The organism is Pseudomonas sp. CFBP 13602 (genome assembly GCF_014842725.1).
Lineage (GTDB): Bacteria > Pseudomonadota > Gammaproteobacteria > Pseudomonadales > Pseudomonadaceae > Aquipseudomonas > Aquipseudomonas baltica.
On record NZ_JACYVT010000011.1, the window covers coordinates 92,715 to 108,504 of the forward strand.

Annotated in this window: 13 protein-coding genes; 2 read left to right on the top strand and 11 right to left on the bottom strand. The window is 62.3% G+C overall.

From position 1 onward, the window contains the following. Positions 1-76: 76 nt before the first annotated feature. The 11 genes from IFU31_RS20460 to dksA form a co-directional block, all read right to left on the bottom strand. Complete coding sequence (locus IFU31_RS20460; protein ID WP_185795381.1) at positions 77-1,093, bottom strand: class I SAM-dependent rRNA methyltransferase; 1,017 nt, start codon at positions 1,091-1,093, stop codon at positions 77-79. Positions 1,094-1,203: 110 nt separating this feature from the next. Continuing rightward, positions 1,204-2,868, bottom strand: a complete 1,665-nt coding sequence (pgi, locus tag IFU31_RS20465; RefSeq protein ID WP_122480175.1) for a glucose-6-phosphate isomerase — start codon at positions 2,866-2,868, stop codon at positions 1,204-1,206. A 219-nt stretch (positions 2,869-3,087) separates the two neighbouring features. After that, complete coding sequence (gene panC / locus IFU31_RS20470; protein WP_122480174.1) at positions 3,088-3,957, bottom strand: pantoate--beta-alanine ligase; 870 nt, start codon at positions 3,955-3,957, stop codon at positions 3,088-3,090. Beyond that, entirely contained in the window at positions 3,954-4,754 is an 801-nt protein-coding gene (gene panB / locus IFU31_RS20475; RefSeq protein ID WP_192104424.1) for a 3-methyl-2-oxobutanoate hydroxymethyltransferase, read from the bottom strand. The genes panC and panB overlap by 4 nt, the downstream gene beginning before the upstream one ends. A gap of 200 nt (positions 4,755-4,954) precedes the next feature. Beyond that, positions 4,955-5,431 (bottom strand): 2-amino-4-hydroxy-6-hydroxymethyldihydropteridine diphosphokinase, encoded by a 477-nt coding sequence (gene folK / locus IFU31_RS20480; RefSeq protein WP_192104426.1) that lies wholly within the window; start codon positions 5,429-5,431, stop codon positions 4,955-4,957. 2 nt (positions 5,432-5,433) lie between these two features. Then, positions 5,434-6,813 (bottom strand): polynucleotide adenylyltransferase PcnB, encoded by a 1,380-nt coding sequence (locus IFU31_RS20485; protein ID WP_192104428.1) that lies wholly within the window; start codon positions 6,811-6,813, stop codon positions 5,434-5,436. 707 nt (positions 6,814-7,520) lie between these two features. Further along, the gene (locus tag IFU31_RS20490) at positions 7,521-8,954 is read right to left on the bottom strand and encodes a sigma-54-dependent transcriptional regulator (RefSeq protein WP_192056408.1); all 1,434 of its coding nucleotides are present in this window, start codon (positions 8,952-8,954) and stop codon (positions 7,521-7,523) included. Between the two features lie 22 nt (positions 8,955-8,976). Beyond that, a complete protein-coding gene (locus IFU31_RS20495) occupies positions 8,977-11,931 on the bottom strand; it encodes a sensor histidine kinase (RefSeq protein WP_163007662.1) in 2,955 nt (984 codons plus the stop codon). Continuing rightward, positions 11,915-12,091, bottom strand: coding sequence for a hypothetical protein (locus IFU31_RS20500; protein ID WP_003250005.1), 177 nt, complete (start codon positions 12,089-12,091; stop codon positions 11,915-11,917). Before IFU31_RS20500 ends, IFU31_RS20495 begins: the two co-directional genes overlap by 17 nt. 92 nt (positions 12,092-12,183) lie before the next feature. Next, entirely contained in the window at positions 12,184-13,071 is an 888-nt protein-coding gene (gene gluQRS, locus IFU31_RS20505; protein WP_192104430.1) for a tRNA glutamyl-Q(34) synthetase GluQRS, read from the bottom strand. 64 nt (positions 13,072-13,135) lie between these two features. Beyond that, complete coding sequence (gene dksA, locus IFU31_RS20510) at positions 13,136-13,579, bottom strand: RNA polymerase-binding protein DksA (protein ID WP_122480168.1); 444 nt, start codon at positions 13,577-13,579, stop codon at positions 13,136-13,138. Between the two features lie 244 nt (positions 13,580-13,823). Between dksA and IFU31_RS20515 the strand changes: the two genes are divergently transcribed. Then, on the top strand, positions 13,824-14,999 hold the full coding sequence (locus IFU31_RS20515) for a pyridoxal phosphate-dependent aminotransferase (RefSeq protein WP_192104431.1): 1,176 nt from the start codon (positions 13,824-13,826) through the stop codon (positions 14,997-14,999). Next, the gene (sfsA, locus tag IFU31_RS20520) at positions 14,996-15,709 is read left to right on the top strand and encodes a DNA/RNA nuclease SfsA (RefSeq protein WP_122480166.1); all 714 of its coding nucleotides are present in this window, start codon (positions 14,996-14,998) and stop codon (positions 15,707-15,709) included. Before IFU31_RS20515 ends, sfsA begins: the two co-directional genes overlap by 4 nt. Positions 15,710-15,790: the final 81 nt, after the last annotated feature.

Here is a 15,790-nt window from a genome sequence, read left to right on the forward strand (position 1 = left end):
AGTATGGCACGTCAATGCGGTTCCTATGACTCAGGCCGCGTAAGTCATGGAATTTTCACCAGTTGCTGTAGGAAAACTAGAAATTCAGGATCAGCGTCTTCAACGGTGGCTGGCCGTCGCTGGAAGGGAAATCGGCCGCCGGGCCCATTACCGAGCATTCACGCACGGGCCGCCCGGCTTTCTCGGCGCAGCGCAACACCTGATCACGCCAGTCGTCGAGGCTGACCTTGGCCAAATTGTTACAGCAGACCAGTACACCGCTGTCGGCCGTGGCCAGGATCGCGGGCTTGAGCAGGCTCTGGTAGTCGCGCAGCAGATCGACCGTGCCGAACGCACTCTTTGCCCAGGCGGGCGGGTCCAGAAAGACCAGATCGTACTGGCGTTGTTGCAGGCGCGGGTAGGATGGCAGCTTCTGCCCGCGACGCGGGGTGATGGGCAAACCAGCCAGTTGGCGGATGGCGGGAAAGTAATCCGACTGGATGAATTGCATGGGCGCAAGGTCGGGGTTCAGTGCACCGTTCTCGGCGCCGACTGCCAGGTTGCCTTCGGCAAAATCCAGGTTGCACACCTCGCGGGCGCCGCCTGCTGCTGCGCTCAGGCCCACGCCGCAGGTGTAGGCGAACAGGTTCAATACGCTTTTGCCAGCACTGTGTCGCTTGACCCACCCGCGCGCGTTGCGCAGGTCGAGAAACAGCAACGGGTCCTGCCCGGGATGCCGTCCGCGCACGCGATAATTCAAGCCCCATTCGTGTCCGATCATGTCGGCCAGCGCCGCGTCTTCGGCACGATACACCGTGTCTTCCCGATCGATCCGCGAGTTGCCCCGCGAACGGTCGTTGTACACCAGCAGCAGCGGCGTCTGCAGGTGTTGCTCGACGGCGCCGTGCAGGGCCAGCAGATCTTCGCGTGTCAGCGTCTGATGGAAGCTTTGGATCAGCAATTGCGGACCATAGCGGTCGACGGTCAAGCCACCGGCGCCTTCCTGGCTGCCATGGAACAGGCGATAGCAATCAGTGCCCTGTTCATGCAGTTGCTCGAGCAGCGAGGAGCGGACGTCGAGGGCGGCGCGCAGCGCCTGGATCAAAGCGGACATGCACGGAGCCTGACGCAAAAAGAAGGGAGGCAATTCTACATCAATTGCCCGGCGCAACGGGGTATCGAACCACCGCGACGCTGGCTTGCAGCGCCGCGGGGTATCCAGGGTCAGCCGCGATGACGACCGCGGAAATAGTTGATCAGGCCCTGGGTAGAGGCATCTTCGGCCAGCGATTCGTTTTCACCGATCAGGCGCTGGTAGACACCCTTGCCCAGCTCCTTGCCCAGTTCCACGCCCCACTGATCGAAAGCATTGATGCCCCACAGCACGCTCTGCACGAACACCTTGTGCTCATACATGGCTACCAGGGCGCCGAGGCGACGTGGGCTGATGCGCTCGACCACCAAGGTGTTGCTCGGACGGTTGCCGGGAATGACCTTGTGCGGGGCCAGCTTCTGCACCTCGTCTTCAGCCATGCCGCGCTCGCGCAGTTCGGCTTCGGACTCGCTGCGGCTCTTGCCCAGCATCAGCGCCTGGCTCTGCGACAGGCAGTTGGCGAACAGCCACTGGTGATGATCGGCGACCGGATTGAAACTCACCACCGGGACGATGAAGTCGGCCGGGATCATGTGGGTGCCCTGGTGCAGCAACTGGTGATAGGCATGCTGGCCGTTGCAGCCCACGCCACCCCAGATGACCGGGCCGGTGTCGATATTCACCGGCGTGCCGTCCTGGCGCACGCTCTTGCCGTTGGACTCCATGTCCAATTGCTGCAGGTGTTTGGTGATGTTGCGCAGGTAGTGGTCGTACGGCAGGATCGCGTGGCTCTTGGCATCCCAGAAATTGCCGTACCAGACCCCCAGCAAGGCCAGCAGCACCGGCATGTTCTGTTCGAACGGCGCCGATTGGAAGTGCTGGTCCATGGTGTAGGCGCCCGACAGCAGCTCCTTGAAGTTGGCCATGCCGATCGACATGGCAATCGGCAAGCCGATGGCCGACCACAGCGAATAACGCCCGCCGACCCAGTCCCACATCGGGAAGATGTTTTCTTCGCGGATCCCGAATTCGACGGCTGCGGCATTGTTGCTCGACACCGCGATGAAGTGGCGGTAAAGCTCGGCTTCCGAACCGCCCTGGGCCAGGTACCAGCCACGCGCAGCCTGGGCGTTCTTCAGCGTTTCCAGGGTGCTGAACGATTTCGAGGAAACGATGAACAGAGTGGTCTCGGCACGCAGCTTGGCCGACAGCTCGTGGAATTCGCTGCCATCGATGTTGGCCAGGTAGTGGCAGCGCACGCCTTTCTGGGCATACGGCAGCAAAGCTTCGGACACCAGTTCCGGGCCGAGGAAGGAGCCACCGATACCGATGTTCACCACGTCGGTGATCGGCTTCTCGGTGTAGCCACGCCACAGGCCGTCATGGATGCGCGTGACCAACTCGGTGATCTGGTTGAGCACCTTGTGCACGTCCGGCATCACGTTGACACCGTTGACATTGAGCTTGTCGCCCACCGGCCGGCGCAATGCGGTGTGCAACGCCGGACGGCCTTCGGAAGCGTTCAGCAGTTCGCCGGCAAACATCGCCTTGATCGCGCCTTGCAGGTCCACTTCGTTGGCCAGTTGCACCAGCAGATCGCGGGTTTGGGTGTCGATCAGGTTTTTCGAATAGTCGAGGAACAGCCCGCAGGCGCTCAGGGAGAAATGCTCGAAGCGCTGAGGGTCGGCATTGAAGGCATCGCGCATGCTGAAGTCTTGCATGGCAGCGCGGTGCTGGGTTAGCGCCTGCCAAGCGGGCAGGGTGGTCACGTCATGCGGGGTTCGGTAGTACGCCATCGCTGCAAATTTCCTTTTTCTTGAACTGCCTTTGGACATTGGAACGCTCGGCCGGTTGCGTGCCTGCTGCATCGAAAGATCCAGCAGGCGGCCAGGGTGGTTGCGGGCCGCTGATCGGCTGCCAATGCACGGTTCGGACGCTGCACCACCTTAAACCGCCGCGCGCGTTCTGTCTGCGCCTAGTGAACGATGCGCGAGGGACTTTCAGGCTGTCGCGGTTCAGCTGTGTTGAGTGTCGTGATCGAGGTCCAGGTGCAGGTTGTCGATCAGTCGTGTGGTACCCAGATTCGCCGCGAGCAGAATCACCAGGTCGCGGTCTTCGGCAGTGGCCGGACGCAGGGTCACCGCATGCCGGATTTCCAGGTATTCAGGAGCGAAGCCGGCTTGGGCAATGACCTGCTTGGCATGGTCCAGCAGCAGCGGGTAATCGCGACGGCCCTGGCTTATCTGCGCCGCGACCTGGCTGAGCACCTGATACAGCAGAGGTGCCTGGGCACGCTGCTCCTGGCTCAGATACCCATTGCGCGAAGACAGCGCCAGGCCGTCTTCGGCACGCACGGTCGGCTCGCCGATGATCTGGATGGGCATATTGAGGTCGCGTACCAGCGCGCGAATCACGGCCAGTTGCTGGTAGTCCTTCTGGCCAAACACGGCAAGGTCCGGCTGGACCATGTTGAACAGCTTGCTGACCACCGTCGCCACGCCTTCGAAATGGCCTGGACGACTGCTGCCGCACAAGCCCTCGGACAATTGCGGAACGCTCACTCGGGTCTGCCCGGCCATGCCGTCGGGGTACATTTCCGCTGCCGATGGTGCGAACAGCAGGCTGCAGCCTGCCTGCACCAGCCGTTCCTGATCGGCCGCCAGGGTGCGCGGATACTTGTCCAGGTCTTCGCCGGCGCCGAATTGCAACGGGTTGACGAAGATACTCGCCACGACGAAATCGACACGCTGGGTAGCCTTGGCGACCAGCGCGGCATGACCGCTGTGCAGGTTGCCCATGGTCGGCACCAGGCCGATACGCTTGCCTTCGCCACGGGCACGGGCCACGGCGGCGCGCAGTTCTCGTACGGTCTTGACGGTGTTCATGAGGCGAATCCATGTTCAGGTGCGGGGAAATCCACCGCCTTGACGGCGGCTACGTAGGCGCGCATTGCGCCTTGAATATCGCTCTGCCCGGCCATGAAGTTTTTCACGAACCGCGGCACGCGGCCGCTCAGGGAGAGCCCGAGCATGTCGTGCAGAACCAGCACCTGGCCGTCGACCGCACTGCCGGCGCCAATGCCGATCACCGGCACTTTCACTGCCTGTGCAATATCGGCAGCCAACTCGACGGGCACGCATTCGAGCAGCAGCATGGCCGCTCCGGCCTGCTCCAGGGCGATGGCGTCGGCACGCATCTGGCGTGCCTGGATGTCCTGGCGCCCTTGCACCTTGTAGCCGCCCAGCAAGTTCACCGATTGCGGGGTCAGCCCCAGGTGGACGCAGGCTGGAATACCGCGCTCGGCCAGCAGGCGCACCGATTCGGCGAGCCAGGCGGCGCCTTCGAGCTTGACCATGTGCGCCCCGGCCTGCATCAACAGTGCACTGTTGGCCAGGGTTTGCTCGCAGGTGGAATAAGCCATGAACGGCAGGTCGGCAACGATGAAGGCCCCCTGGTTGCCACGTTTCACACAGCCGACATGGTAGGCCATGTCCGCCACGGTCACCGGCAAGGTACTGTCATGCCCCTGCAGCACCATGCCCAGCGAATCCCCCACCAACAATACTTCGACGCCGGCCGCGCAGGCGGCGTGGGCGAACGTCGCGTCGTAGCAGGTCAGCATGGTGATCTTTTCGCCCTTGAGCTTGAGGCTCTGCAGGGCGGTCAGGGTGAGTTCGGGCATGAAAAGTATCCTCGGGCTGGCGCTGTGTCGACACAACATCATCTGTCGTGATGTTTGGAAACCCACTCATAAAGGTTGGTTTCGCGCCGTTTGGCACCTCGGGGGTGCAACGGGCCGCCTATAGTCGTGAGCACGACCGGGGAAGTCAATTGGGTTGACGGCTTCTGCGCGAACAGAGCCTGCGAAGAGGCCTGCCTGCGCTACAGCCTCTCCAGCCCTGCGAACGGGCAGGCAGCCAGCAGCTCGCGCAGGCTGCGGCCGTCCGCCAGCATGAAGCCCTCGTCAACCACTTCGGCCAGCGGATACAGCACGAATGCACGGACTTGAAGGTGGTAGTGCGGCACTTGCAAACGAGGCTCGTCGATCACCCGGTCGGCATAGGTGATGATATCCAGGTCCAGGGTGCGCGGCCCCCAGCGCTCGGCACGCTCGCGGCCCTGCTCGTTCTCGATCGCCTGCAGCGCATCGAGCAGTGGCAGCGGCGCCAGCCCGGTGTCCAGGGCTGCTACGGCATTGCTGTAGCGCGGCTGGCCGGGCAGCAGTGAATCGCTGGTGTAGAACGAAGAAACCGCTGCCAGCGTGGTTTCCGGCAGTGCGCCCAAGGCCTGCAGGGCCTCATGCAGTTGCCGTTGCGGGCTGTCCAGATTGCTGCCCAGCCCGATGTGCACGCGCACCATGCTTATTCGTCGCCCTCGGCGCGCTTGCGCTTGGCGCCGGTACGGCGACGCTTGCGTGGCGCACCTGATTCATCCTTGCCGCCCAGATCCGCGATCATCTCGCGGCGCTGACTGTCGTTGCAGTCCTGATAGTCGGTCCACCACTCACCCAGGCCTTCGGTCTCTTCGCCGGCTTTTTCGCGCAGCAGCAGGAAGTCGTAGCCGGCGCGGAAGCGCGGATTGTCGAGCAACAGGTCGGCACGCTTGCCGCTGCGGCGCGGCAGGCGCTCCTGCATGTCCCAGATCTCGCGAATAGGGATGGTGAAACGCTTGGGAATGGCGACGCGCTGACATTGCTCGGCAACCAGCTCATGGGCCGCTTCCTGCATTGCCGGGATCGGTGGCATGCCACGGCTCTGCAGGCGCAGTACGCGTGCCGGCAACGCCGGCCAGAGCAGGGCGGCGAACAGAAAGGCCGGCGTCACCGGTTTGCCCTGCTTGATGCGCAGGTCAGTGTTGCGCAGCGCCTCGCTGATCAACGTATGGGTGTAGGTCGGCGTGTCTTCCAGCGCCTGCGTGGTCGCCGGAAACAGCGAATCGAACAGGTGAAGGTCGACCAGCATCTCGAACGTGTCGGCGGCATGGCCGGACAGGAACAGCTTGAGCACTTCCTCGAACAGGCGTGCCGACGGTATCTCGCGCAGCATCGGCGCCAGCTCGCGAATCGGCGCAGCCGTGTGCTTCTCGATGCCGAAATCCAGCTTGGCGGCAAAGCGTACGGCCCGCAGCATGCGCACCGGATCTTCCTGATAGCGCTGAGTTGGATCACCGATCAGGCGAATCAGGCGGTTGCGCACGTCGTGTACGCCATTGGCGTAGTCCAGGATGCGTTCGCTGACCGGATCGTAGTACAGGGCATTGATGGTGAGGTCGCGGCGTTGGGCGTCGTCTTCCAGGGTGCCGTAGACGTTATCGCGCAGGATGCGTCCGCTCTCGCTGCTCGAGGAGCGATGCACGTCCTGTTCGTCGTCTTCTTCCGGGTGATTGGCGCGGAACGTCGCGACCTCGATGATCTCGCGGCCGAAATGGATGTGCACGAGCTTGAAGCGTCGGCCAATCACTCGCGCATTGCGAAACTCGGCACGTACCTGTTCGGGCGTGGCGCTGGTAGCGACGTCGAAATCCTTGGGCACGATGCCCAGCATGAGGTCACGTACGCAACCGCCTACAAGATAGGCCTGGTAGCCAGCAGTCTGCAGGCGTTCGACGATGCCCACGGCGTGGCGGCTGAACTGGCTGCGCTGCAGCGAGTGTTGGCCAGCATTGAGCACTTCGGGCGTGGTACGCCGGTGCTGCGGATGACGCGCGGGAGTATTCAAAGACTTGAACAGCTTCTTCAGCATGGGATGCACTGTTTGAAGGGATTTTCGGCCATATACGAAGAACGACCGCATGATGGGCGGGGATTCTAGCATTTAGTCGAGGGATGGTGTAGGAGGCTGCGCCGGTCGGCACAAGCGGCAGGACAAAAGCCGGAAACTACAAGGGGAGCCGAAGCTCCCCAAGAAGTAGTTGCGTGCTCTGTTTTTGTTTTTTGTCGGGCTTTTTGTTTTTGTTGAGTGCCCTGCCCACCGAACCTGGGTTCGGGGGTGTCTCCCTATTCGGGAGCAAGAGCAAACGGATTGCTTTGGTCGCTGTGCTGTGATGATCGATGTGATCCAACCAGTTCTGGCATCTGCTTCAAAGCAGTTGTTGTAGTTCTCTGCCTGGCTGCGGGTTTCCCCAAAAACAACGCCTCTCCAAAAGAATCAGTTAGCTGCGCCTCCGCCGTGTTGTTCTTGTTATGCGTGAGTCGATTCGTCTTGTTCTTGTTATGAGTTTGCTTGCTTGTTGTTGTTCTTGTACCAGAGATATAGCAGGTCCCATGCCAACTTTTGCAAACCCCTCAAGAACGGGGCTTTGCGAGGAGGAGGGCGGTGATCGAGGGCTGAAATTGACCCTGTATTCGTTACCGATGGAACCGTGTCTTGTTACGTCGCAGGCCTAGGGTAACAGTTTGTCACGGCTACCCGTCAACCCGCGCAAACCCGCGGGCTAGAGCTGAAACGTATCAGCTTTCGCTGGCCACGCTCGACTTGCGCCGAGGAATCCCCAGGCGCTGACGACGCTCCCACAGGCACTTGCGACTGACGCCCAATTTGCGCGCCAATTCGGTCTCGGTCATGTGGTCTTGATGCTCCAGCACGAAGTGCTGGAAATAGTCTTCCAGGGAAAGATCTTCGGTGGGATCGTGGGCCGTGTTGTTCGCCCCGTTCTGCTGGGATGGCAGGCCGACGAAGTCATCGGTGTCCTGCAGGTCGGCAAGTTCGATGTCGATGCCCAGCAGTTCGGCCGATATCTCGGTGCTCTCGGTCAGGATCACCGAGCGTTCGACGGCGTTCTCCAGTTCCCGCACATTGCCGGGCCAGGAATACTGGCGGATGGCCTGTTCGGCATCGGCGGCAAAGCGCAGGTCGGTCCGCCCGATCCGTGAGCTCTGGCGAATGAGGAACGCCTTGGCAATTTCGCCGACATCGGCGCCGCGCTCGCGCAAGGGCGGCAACTTCAAGGCAATCACGTGCAGCCGGTAGTAGAGGTCTTCGCGGAACTGCCCCAGCTTGGCCAGGCTTTTCAGGTCCCGGTGGGTTGCGGCAATCAGGCGAACGTCGACTTTCTGCGACTGCACCGAGCCTACGCGGCGAATCTCGCCTTCCTGCAGCACCCTGAGCAAGCGCGCCTGGGCCTCGAGAGGCAACTCGCCGATCTCGTCGAGAAACAGTGTTCCGCCATCGGCAGCCTCGACCAGCCCGGCGCGACCGGCGCTGGCGCCGGTGAAAGCACCTTTCTCGTGACCGAACAGTTCGGATTCGATCAGGGTTTCCGGGATCGCCGCACAGTTCACCGAGATCATCGGTGCCTTCGCGCGCCGGGACAGGTTGTGCAGTGCCCGCGCGACCAGCTCCTTGCCGGTGCCGGACTCACCCTGGATCAGTACGTTGGAATCGGTCGGGGCGACCTTGCGGATCTTGCTGTAGAGGTCCTGCATGGGCGGGCAGGAACCAATGATACCGATATCGCCATTGGCATTCTGCGCGGCGGGCTTTTCCGCACCGGCCTTGTTCGCCGGGCGCTCCACCGCTGCCGCGGGTGCGTTGTGGCGATCGCGCAAGATACGCGCGGCGGCCTGGAGCATTTCATCGTGGTCGAAGGGCTTGGCGATATAGTCGACCGCGCCCATTTTCATCGAGTCCACTGCCGAGCGCAGGCTGGCATAGCTGGTCATGATGAGCACCGGGGTGCCCTCGCCCAGCTTGATCAATTCGGTGCCCGGTGCACCCGGCAGGCGCAGGTCGCTGATGATCAGGTCGAACGATGCGATGCTGAACCGCTCCTGCGCTTCCTGCACGGAGCCGGCCTCACTGACCTGATACTGGTTGCGTTCGAGCAGGCGACGCAGGGCAGATCGAATGATGGTTTCGTCTTCGACGATCAAAATATGCGGCATTGATTCAATTCTCTCGACGGTCTCAGTTCACAGCGGACGTCGCTTCGACATGACGCGGCAATGTCACCCGAATTCGGGTACCGCGCTGGCTCAGGGGATCGGCCGGGCTGTCGATGGTGATCTGTCCATAATGCTCTTCAACGATGGAATAGACCAGAGCGAGCCCCAGTCCGGTTCCTTCGCCCGGGTCCTTGGTAGTGAAGAACGGTTCGAATAACCGATCCATGATGTTCTTGGGAATACCGCTGCCTTCGTCCTCGACGATGAGGTCGACGGTGTGTTCGCACGCTTCGGTCTTGACCCGCACCGCGCCTCCGGCCACAGAGGCATCCCGGGCGTTGGACAACAGGTTGATCAGCACCTGGGCCAGGCGTTGTGGATCACCCACGGCCCAGTGCTCCGGATCGCACAGGTTGTAGAACTGGATCTCGAAGTTGCGCCTGTTCAGCGCCAACAGGCCGATGGCATCCTGCGCTACCTGAGCCAGGTTGACCGGCTCGTCACTGTGCTGGTGGCCGCCGGCATGGGCAAAGCTCATCAGCGACTGGACGATGCGCGACACGCGCTTGGTCTGCTCGAGAATCTGGCTGCTCAGTTCGGTGATCTCGCTGTCTTCCTCGCGCTCCTCGCGCAGGTTCTGCGCCAGGCAGGCGATGCCGGTGATCGGGTTGCCGATCTCGTGGGCGACCCCGGCCGCCAGCCTGCCGATGCTCGCCAGCCGCTCGGAGTGCACCAGCTTGTCTTCGAGCATCTGCGTTTCGGTCAGGTCCTCGACCAACACCACCAGCCCGCTGTTGCCGGGCGCGAGCGGCTCGTCGATGGCGGCCTTGTGCAGGTTCAGCCAGCGTGTCTGCCCATCCAGGGCCAGGCGTTGCTTGTGCAGGTGCTCATCGGGCACGTTGATGAAGTCGATCAGGAGGCTGCGCCATGGCTGGCTGATGGTTACCAGGCGCGAGCCGACCACATGCTGCGCGGGCACGCCGGTCAGGTCTTCCATGGCCTTGTTCCACATCAGGATCTCCTGGTCCTTGGCCAGCGAACAAACGCCCATGGGCAGCTCCTGCAGGGTCTGTCGATGATAGCGGCGCAAGGCATCGAGCTCGGCGGCAAGGCCGGTCAGGCGCGAGTGATAATCTTCCAGCCGGCTTTCGATGAAGTGGATGTCCTCGGTGACATAGTTCTCGCTGCCTGATTTATAGGGCAGGAACGTTTCCACCATGTCCTGCGCCACGCTGGGGCCCATCAGCCCTGACAGATTGGCTTCGATCCGGTCCCGCAGGCGCCGCAATGCGTAGGGCCTGCGCTCGTCGAAGGGCAGGTAGAGGTCGCGCAGGGCCTGTTCCACCTCGCGCTGGGCGGCCTTGGCGCCCAACGGTTTGGCCAGTTGCGTGGCGAACTCCTGGGGGGATGCGGCATGCAGTTCGCGCCGCTGCGGGCGCCGCACGTTATCCACGGCACAGGCTTCGGCAGCACTGACTTCTTCGCTGCTGGCAGCGGTGAACAGCGAGATCAGCGTGAACAGCAATACGTTGGCAGCCAGGGAAGCGATGGCTGCCATGTGCCAGCTGGTATCGTCGAGCACGTAGATCATGTTCAGGCGCGGGATGTAGAAGCCCTGCAGGTTGCCGATCAGCGGCAGCAGCATGGTCACCAGCCAGACGGCCATGCCGGCCAGCAGGCCGGCGATGAATCCGCGTCGATTGGCGGTGGGCCAGTACAGCACCGACAGCACGCCCGGCAGAAACTGCAGCGTGGCGACAAAGGCGACGATCCCCAGGTGTGCAAGGTCCTGCTTGGCGCCCAGCAGCAGGTAGAAGGCATAGCCGGCCATGATGATGGCGACGATCAGCGCCCGGCGTGTCCACTTCAGCCAGCGGTAGATGTTGCCTTCGGCCGGCGGCTGGTACAGCGGCAACACCAGATGGTTGAGCATCATGCCCGACAGCGCCAGGGTGGTGACGATGATCAGCCCGCAGGACGCGGAAAGTCCGCCTACATAAGCCAGCAGCGCCAGTGACTTGCTGTTGGCGGCAATACCGATGCCCAGGGTGAAGAACTCGGGGCTGGTCGTCGCGCCCAGGCGCAGGCCGGCCCACAGGATCAGCGGCACCGCCAGGCTCATCAGCAGCAGGAACAGCGGCAGCCCCCAACTGGCACTGACCAGCGCACGCGGATTGAGGTTTTCGGTGAAGACCATGTGGTACATGTGCGGCATGACGATCGCCGAGGCGAAGAACACCAGCAGCAGCGTGCGCCAGGGTCCCTCTTGCAGCGGCGCATGCAGCGAAGCGAGGGCCGTCTGGTTCTGCAGCAGCCATTGCTCCAGATCGTGCGGGCCGTCGAACACCCCGTACAGGGCATACAGGCCAATACCGCCCAGGGCGATCAGTTTGATCACGGATTCGAAGGCGATGGCAAATACCAGGCCTTCATGCTTCTCGCGGGTGGCGATGTGGCGTGAGCCGAAGAAGATCGTGAACAGCGTGATCAGCACGCAAAAACTCAACGCCACGTGGTTCTGCACCGGTTCGCGAGTCATGATGCCAATGGAGTCGGCCACCGCCTGGATCTGCAACGCGAGCAGGGGCAGTACGCCGACCAGCATGAATACCGTGGTCAGCGCGCCGGCCCAGGTGCTGCGAAAACGAAACGCGAAAAGGTCTGCCAACGACGACAATTGGTAGGTACGGGTGACCTTGAGTATCGGATACAGCAACACCGGCGCCAGCAGGAATGCGCCGGAAACCCCCAGGTAGCAAGCCAGGAAACCATAGCCGTATTGATAGGCCAGGCCCACGGTGCCGTAGAACGCCCAGGCGCTGGCATAGACACCCAGCGACAAGGTGTAGGTCAGCGGATGGCGGATGATCGCCCGCGCGATCATGCCGCGCTCGCTGACCCAGGCCACGGCGAACAGCACCAGCAGGTACGCGGCGCTGACCAGAAGCATCTGGGTAAGGCTAAAGCTCATCGGCATCACGCTGGCTCTGCAGGATAAAGGTCACCACGATCAGAATCAGCCACAGCAGGTAAGGTCGATACCACGCGCCCGTGGGCTCGATCCACCAGTCCATGATGGCGGGGGAGAACAGGTATATCCCCACCACCAGAAGCAGGACCAAACGATAGATATACATGCTGGCCTCGGGGTAGGGTAAGTGTGCGAAAACAGTGCGGCGATGGTAGCGGATCGGCGTGTCGCTGCGAAGAGCCGGGCACCAGCCGATCGCTACTCCAGCTGCGCTTCCGCCACCGTGCGCACCGGGGGAATCGCACCACTGTCCCAGTGCTCCACACCCCAGCGCAACACATCGTCCACACTGCCGTGCGCCAGGTCCGCCTCGGGCCGCTGGCCCAGCGCCCGCAGGGCACGCACCAGCAGTGGCGCAGCCTGGTCCGCATCCAGGGGCGGCGATCGGTAGCTTTTGCCCAGCTTGTTGCCGTCTGGCTGGGTAATCAAGGGAACATGAAGGTATCGCGGCTGCGGCAACCCGAGCAGCTCCTGCAGATACAGATGGCGCGGCGTCGAATCGAGCAGGTCGGCACCGCGCACGATGTCGGTCACTCCCTGCCACGCATCGTCCAGCACCACGGCCAGTTGATAGGCATACAGACCGTCGCGACGACGAATGACGAAATCCCCCGACTCGCTGCCCAAATGTTGTGCATACGTTCCCTGGACACGGTCCTCGAAGCGATACCGCAGTTCCGGGACACGCAGGCGGATGGCTGCATCCTGCGTGGAATGTCCGGCATTGCGGCACGTGCCGGGATAGATCCCTTGGTAGGGTTCCAACTGCTTGCGTGAGCAGGTGCACGCATAGGCCAGCCCCTGCGCCAACAGGCGGTCGATCACCTGTTGATAGGCCGCATGCCGCTGGCTCTGGTAGACCACCTCGCCATCCCACTGCAACCCGTAGCGCTCAAGGGTCTTGAGGATCGCTGCCGGTGCGCCGGCGACTTCCCTGGGCGGGTCCAGGTCTTCCATGCGCAGCAACCAGCGGCCACCTGCGGCGCGTGCGTCCAGCCATGAGGCCAGAGCGGCCACCAGGGAGCCGAAATGCAGGTAGCCGCTCGGGGTCGGAGCAAAGCGACCTATATAAGGAAGGGTAGTCATGGGTGCGGGATTCTACGGGCAATACAGAAACAAAAGGGCGCCGTGGCGCCCCTTTGTCGACAGGTCACTTGCCGACCTGTTTTTCCTTGATTTCCGCCAAGGTCTTGCAGTCGATGCACAGATCGGCGGTCGGACGTGCCTCGAGACGACGAATGCCGATCTCGATGCCGCAGGATTCGCACCAGCCGTACTCTTCGTCTTCGATCAACTGCAGCGTCTTGTCGATCTTCTTGATCAGCTTGCGCTCGCGATCGCGCGCGCGCAGTTCGAGGCTGAATTCCTCTTCCTGGCTGGCCCGATCGGCCGGGTCTGGAAAGTTGGCGGCTTCATCCTTCATGTGGTCGACGGTGCGATCCACTTCCTGCATCAAGTCTTGTTTCCACTTGTTCAGGATCTTGGTGAAGTGAGCACGCATCGGCGCGCCCATGTATTCCTCGCCCTTCGTCGCAACGTAGGGAGCGAAGCCGGAAAAGTTGCCAGTACTTTGTTGCTTTTCATTGGTGGGCATGAATCAACCGCCTCTCGCTCTACTAATCCATTGCGCAGGATGATCCCTCTCCGACACCCGCCGGCCCTGCGACTGCAAGCCGGCGAACTTACCAGATCGAACCAGCACGCGCTACTCCCGGTTGTCGTGCCCGGAACGCCTGCGTCGCAGGCACGATGTGGTGGGTTTCGATCGCACGTTCGGCGAAACGTTCGATGCAAAGGTTGGGTAGAATCGGCTTTTTTCCTCGTCCCAAGGAATACCCATGGCTTCGCTCTACAGCGCACGCAGTCGCGCCATCGAACCTTTTCACGTGATGGCGCTGTTGGCCCGTGCCAATGAACTGCAGAGCCAGGGTCACGACGTGACCCACCTGGAAATCGGCGAACCAGACTTCACCACGGCGGCCCCCATCGTTGCCGCCGGGCAGGCCGCATTGGCCGCTGGCCATACCCGCTACACCGCAGCGCGAGGCCTGCCGGCGCTGCGCGAGGCGATCGCCGGTTTCTATCAGCAGCGCTACGGCCTGGACATCGACCCGCAGCGCATCATGATCACCCCGGGCGGCTCGGGAGCCTTGCTGCTGGCCGCCAGCCTGCTGGTCGATCCGGGCAAGCACTGGCTCCTGGCAGACCCCGGCTACCCGTGCAATCGGCACTTTCTGCGCCTGGTCGAGGGCGCCGCGCATCTGGTGCCGGTAGGCCCCGAACAGCGCTACCAACTCAACGCCCAACTGGTGGAGCAGCACTGGGACGAGCACAGCGTCGGCGCCTTGGTGGCATCGCCTGCCAACCCTACCGGCACACTGTTGAACAAGGACGAACTGAGCGCATTGAGCCAGGCCGTCACGGCGCGCCAGGGGCATCTGGTGGTCGACGAGATCTACCACGGCTTGACCTATGGCACGACGGCCGCCAGCGTGCTTGAAGTGGACGACGACGCATTCGTCCTGAATAGTTTTTCCAAGTATTTCGGAATGACCGGATGGCGGCTTGGCTGGCTGGTCGCGCCGCCCCAAGCCATTCCTGAGCTGGAAAAGCTGGCGCAGAATCTGTACATCAGTGCGCCGAGCATGGCGCAACATGCAGCATTGGCCTGCTTCGAACCGGCCACGCTGGAGATCTTCGAGCAACGCCGCGAAGCCTTCGGTCACCGCCGTGACTATCTGCTGCCCGCCTTGCGTGCCTTGGGCTTTGCGATTGCGGTCGAGCCTGAGGGTGCGTTCTACCTGTATGCCGATATCAGTGCATTCAGCGACGATGCCTTCGCGTTCTGCCAGCATTTCCTGGAAACCGAGCACGTTGCTTTCACGCCCGGCCTGGATTTCGGCCGCTACAAGGCCAGCCACCATGTGCGCTTTGCCTATACCCAAAGCCTTCCCCGATTGGAACAGGCTGTGGCGCGGATTGCCCGTGGCCTGCAGAGCTGGCAGGCGCGATGATTTTTTCGCCGGCCCTGGAGCAGGGGCGCCTGATCCAGCGCTACAAGCGGTTTCTGGCCGACATCGAACTTGAAAGCGGTGAGCGGATGACCATCCACTGCCCCAACACTGGCTCGATGCTCAACTGCATGATGCCCGGTGGCCGCGTGTGGTTCACCCGCTCCAGCGACCCCAAGCGCAAGCTTCCAGGCACGTGGGAGATCAGCGAAACACCGCAAGGTCGGCTGGCATGCATCAATACCGCGCGGGCCAACGCTCTGGTCGAGGAGGCATTGCACGCAGGTCGCATACCGGAGCTTGCCGGCTTCGTTGCGCTCAAACGCGAAGTGCCCTATGGCCAGGAGCGCAGCCGTATCGACTTCCGGCTGGACTATCCTGGCGCGTCCGCATGGGTCGAAGTAAAGAGTGTGACCCTGGGCTTTGCCGGCAGTCGCATTGCAGCGTTTCCCGACGCTGTCACCCAGCGCGGCGCGAAGCACTTGCGCGAGCTGGCCGTACTGGCGCGCAGCGGAGTGCGGGCCGTGCAGTTGTACTGCGTCAACCTTGACGGTGTGGATGCTGTACGCCCCGCTACCGAGATAGACGCAGGCTACGCATTGGCATTGCGCCAGGCAGTGGAGGCTGGTGTTGAAGTGCTGGCTTATGGGGTGCATCTGGATACGCACGAGATTGTCATCGACCATCGCTTGCCGGTAATCCTGCAAGGCTGAGTGGGCGAGGTGCTGCAAAAGTCGAGGCAAAAAAAGACCCGGCAAAGTGCCGGGTCAATAACCGTGATTAGCCTGATGAGG

Excerpts from the sequence above, each read along its gene's own strand:
- IFU31_RS20460 (WP_185795381.1), bottom strand. The coding sequence starts at position 1,093 with ATGTCCGCTTTGATCCAGGCGCTGCGCGCCGCCCTCGACGTCCGCTCC.
- pgi (WP_122480175.1), bottom strand. The coding sequence starts at position 2,868 with ATGGCGTACTACCGAACCCCGCATGACGTGACCACCCTGCCCGCTTGG.
- panC (WP_122480174.1), bottom strand. The coding sequence starts at position 3,957 with ATGAACACCGTCAAGACCGTACGAGAACTGCGCGCCGCCGTGGCCCGT.
- panB (WP_192104424.1), bottom strand. The coding sequence starts at position 4,754 with ATGCCCGAACTCACCCTGACCGCCCTGCAGAGCCTCAAGCTCAAGGGC.
- folK (WP_192104426.1), bottom strand. The coding sequence starts at position 5,431 with ATGGTGCGCGTGCACATCGGGCTGGGCAGCAATCTGGACAGCCCGCAA.
- IFU31_RS20485 (WP_192104428.1), bottom strand. The coding sequence starts at position 6,813 with ATGCTGAAGAAGCTGTTCAAGTCTTTGAATACTCCCGCGCGTCATCCG.
- IFU31_RS20490 (WP_192056408.1), bottom strand. The coding sequence starts at position 8,954 with ATGCCGCATATTTTGATCGTCGAAGACGAAACCATCATTCGATCTGCC.
- IFU31_RS20495 (WP_163007662.1), bottom strand. The coding sequence starts at position 11,931 with ATGCCGATGAGCTTTAGCCTTACCCAGATGCTTCTGGTCAGCGCCGCG.
- IFU31_RS20500 (WP_003250005.1), bottom strand. The coding sequence starts at position 12,091 with ATGTATATCTATCGTTTGGTCCTGCTTCTGGTGGTGGGGATATACCTG.
- gluQRS (WP_192104430.1), bottom strand. The coding sequence starts at position 13,071 with ATGACTACCCTTCCTTATATAGGTCGCTTTGCTCCGACCCCGAGCGGC.
- dksA (WP_122480168.1), bottom strand. The coding sequence starts at position 13,579 with ATGCCCACCAATGAAAAGCAACAAAGTACTGGCAACTTTTCCGGCTTC.
- IFU31_RS20515 (WP_192104431.1), top strand. The coding sequence starts at position 13,824 with ATGGCTTCGCTCTACAGCGCACGCAGTCGCGCCATCGAACCTTTTCAC.
- sfsA (WP_122480166.1), top strand. The coding sequence starts at position 14,996 with ATGATTTTTTCGCCGGCCCTGGAGCAGGGGCGCCTGATCCAGCGCTAC.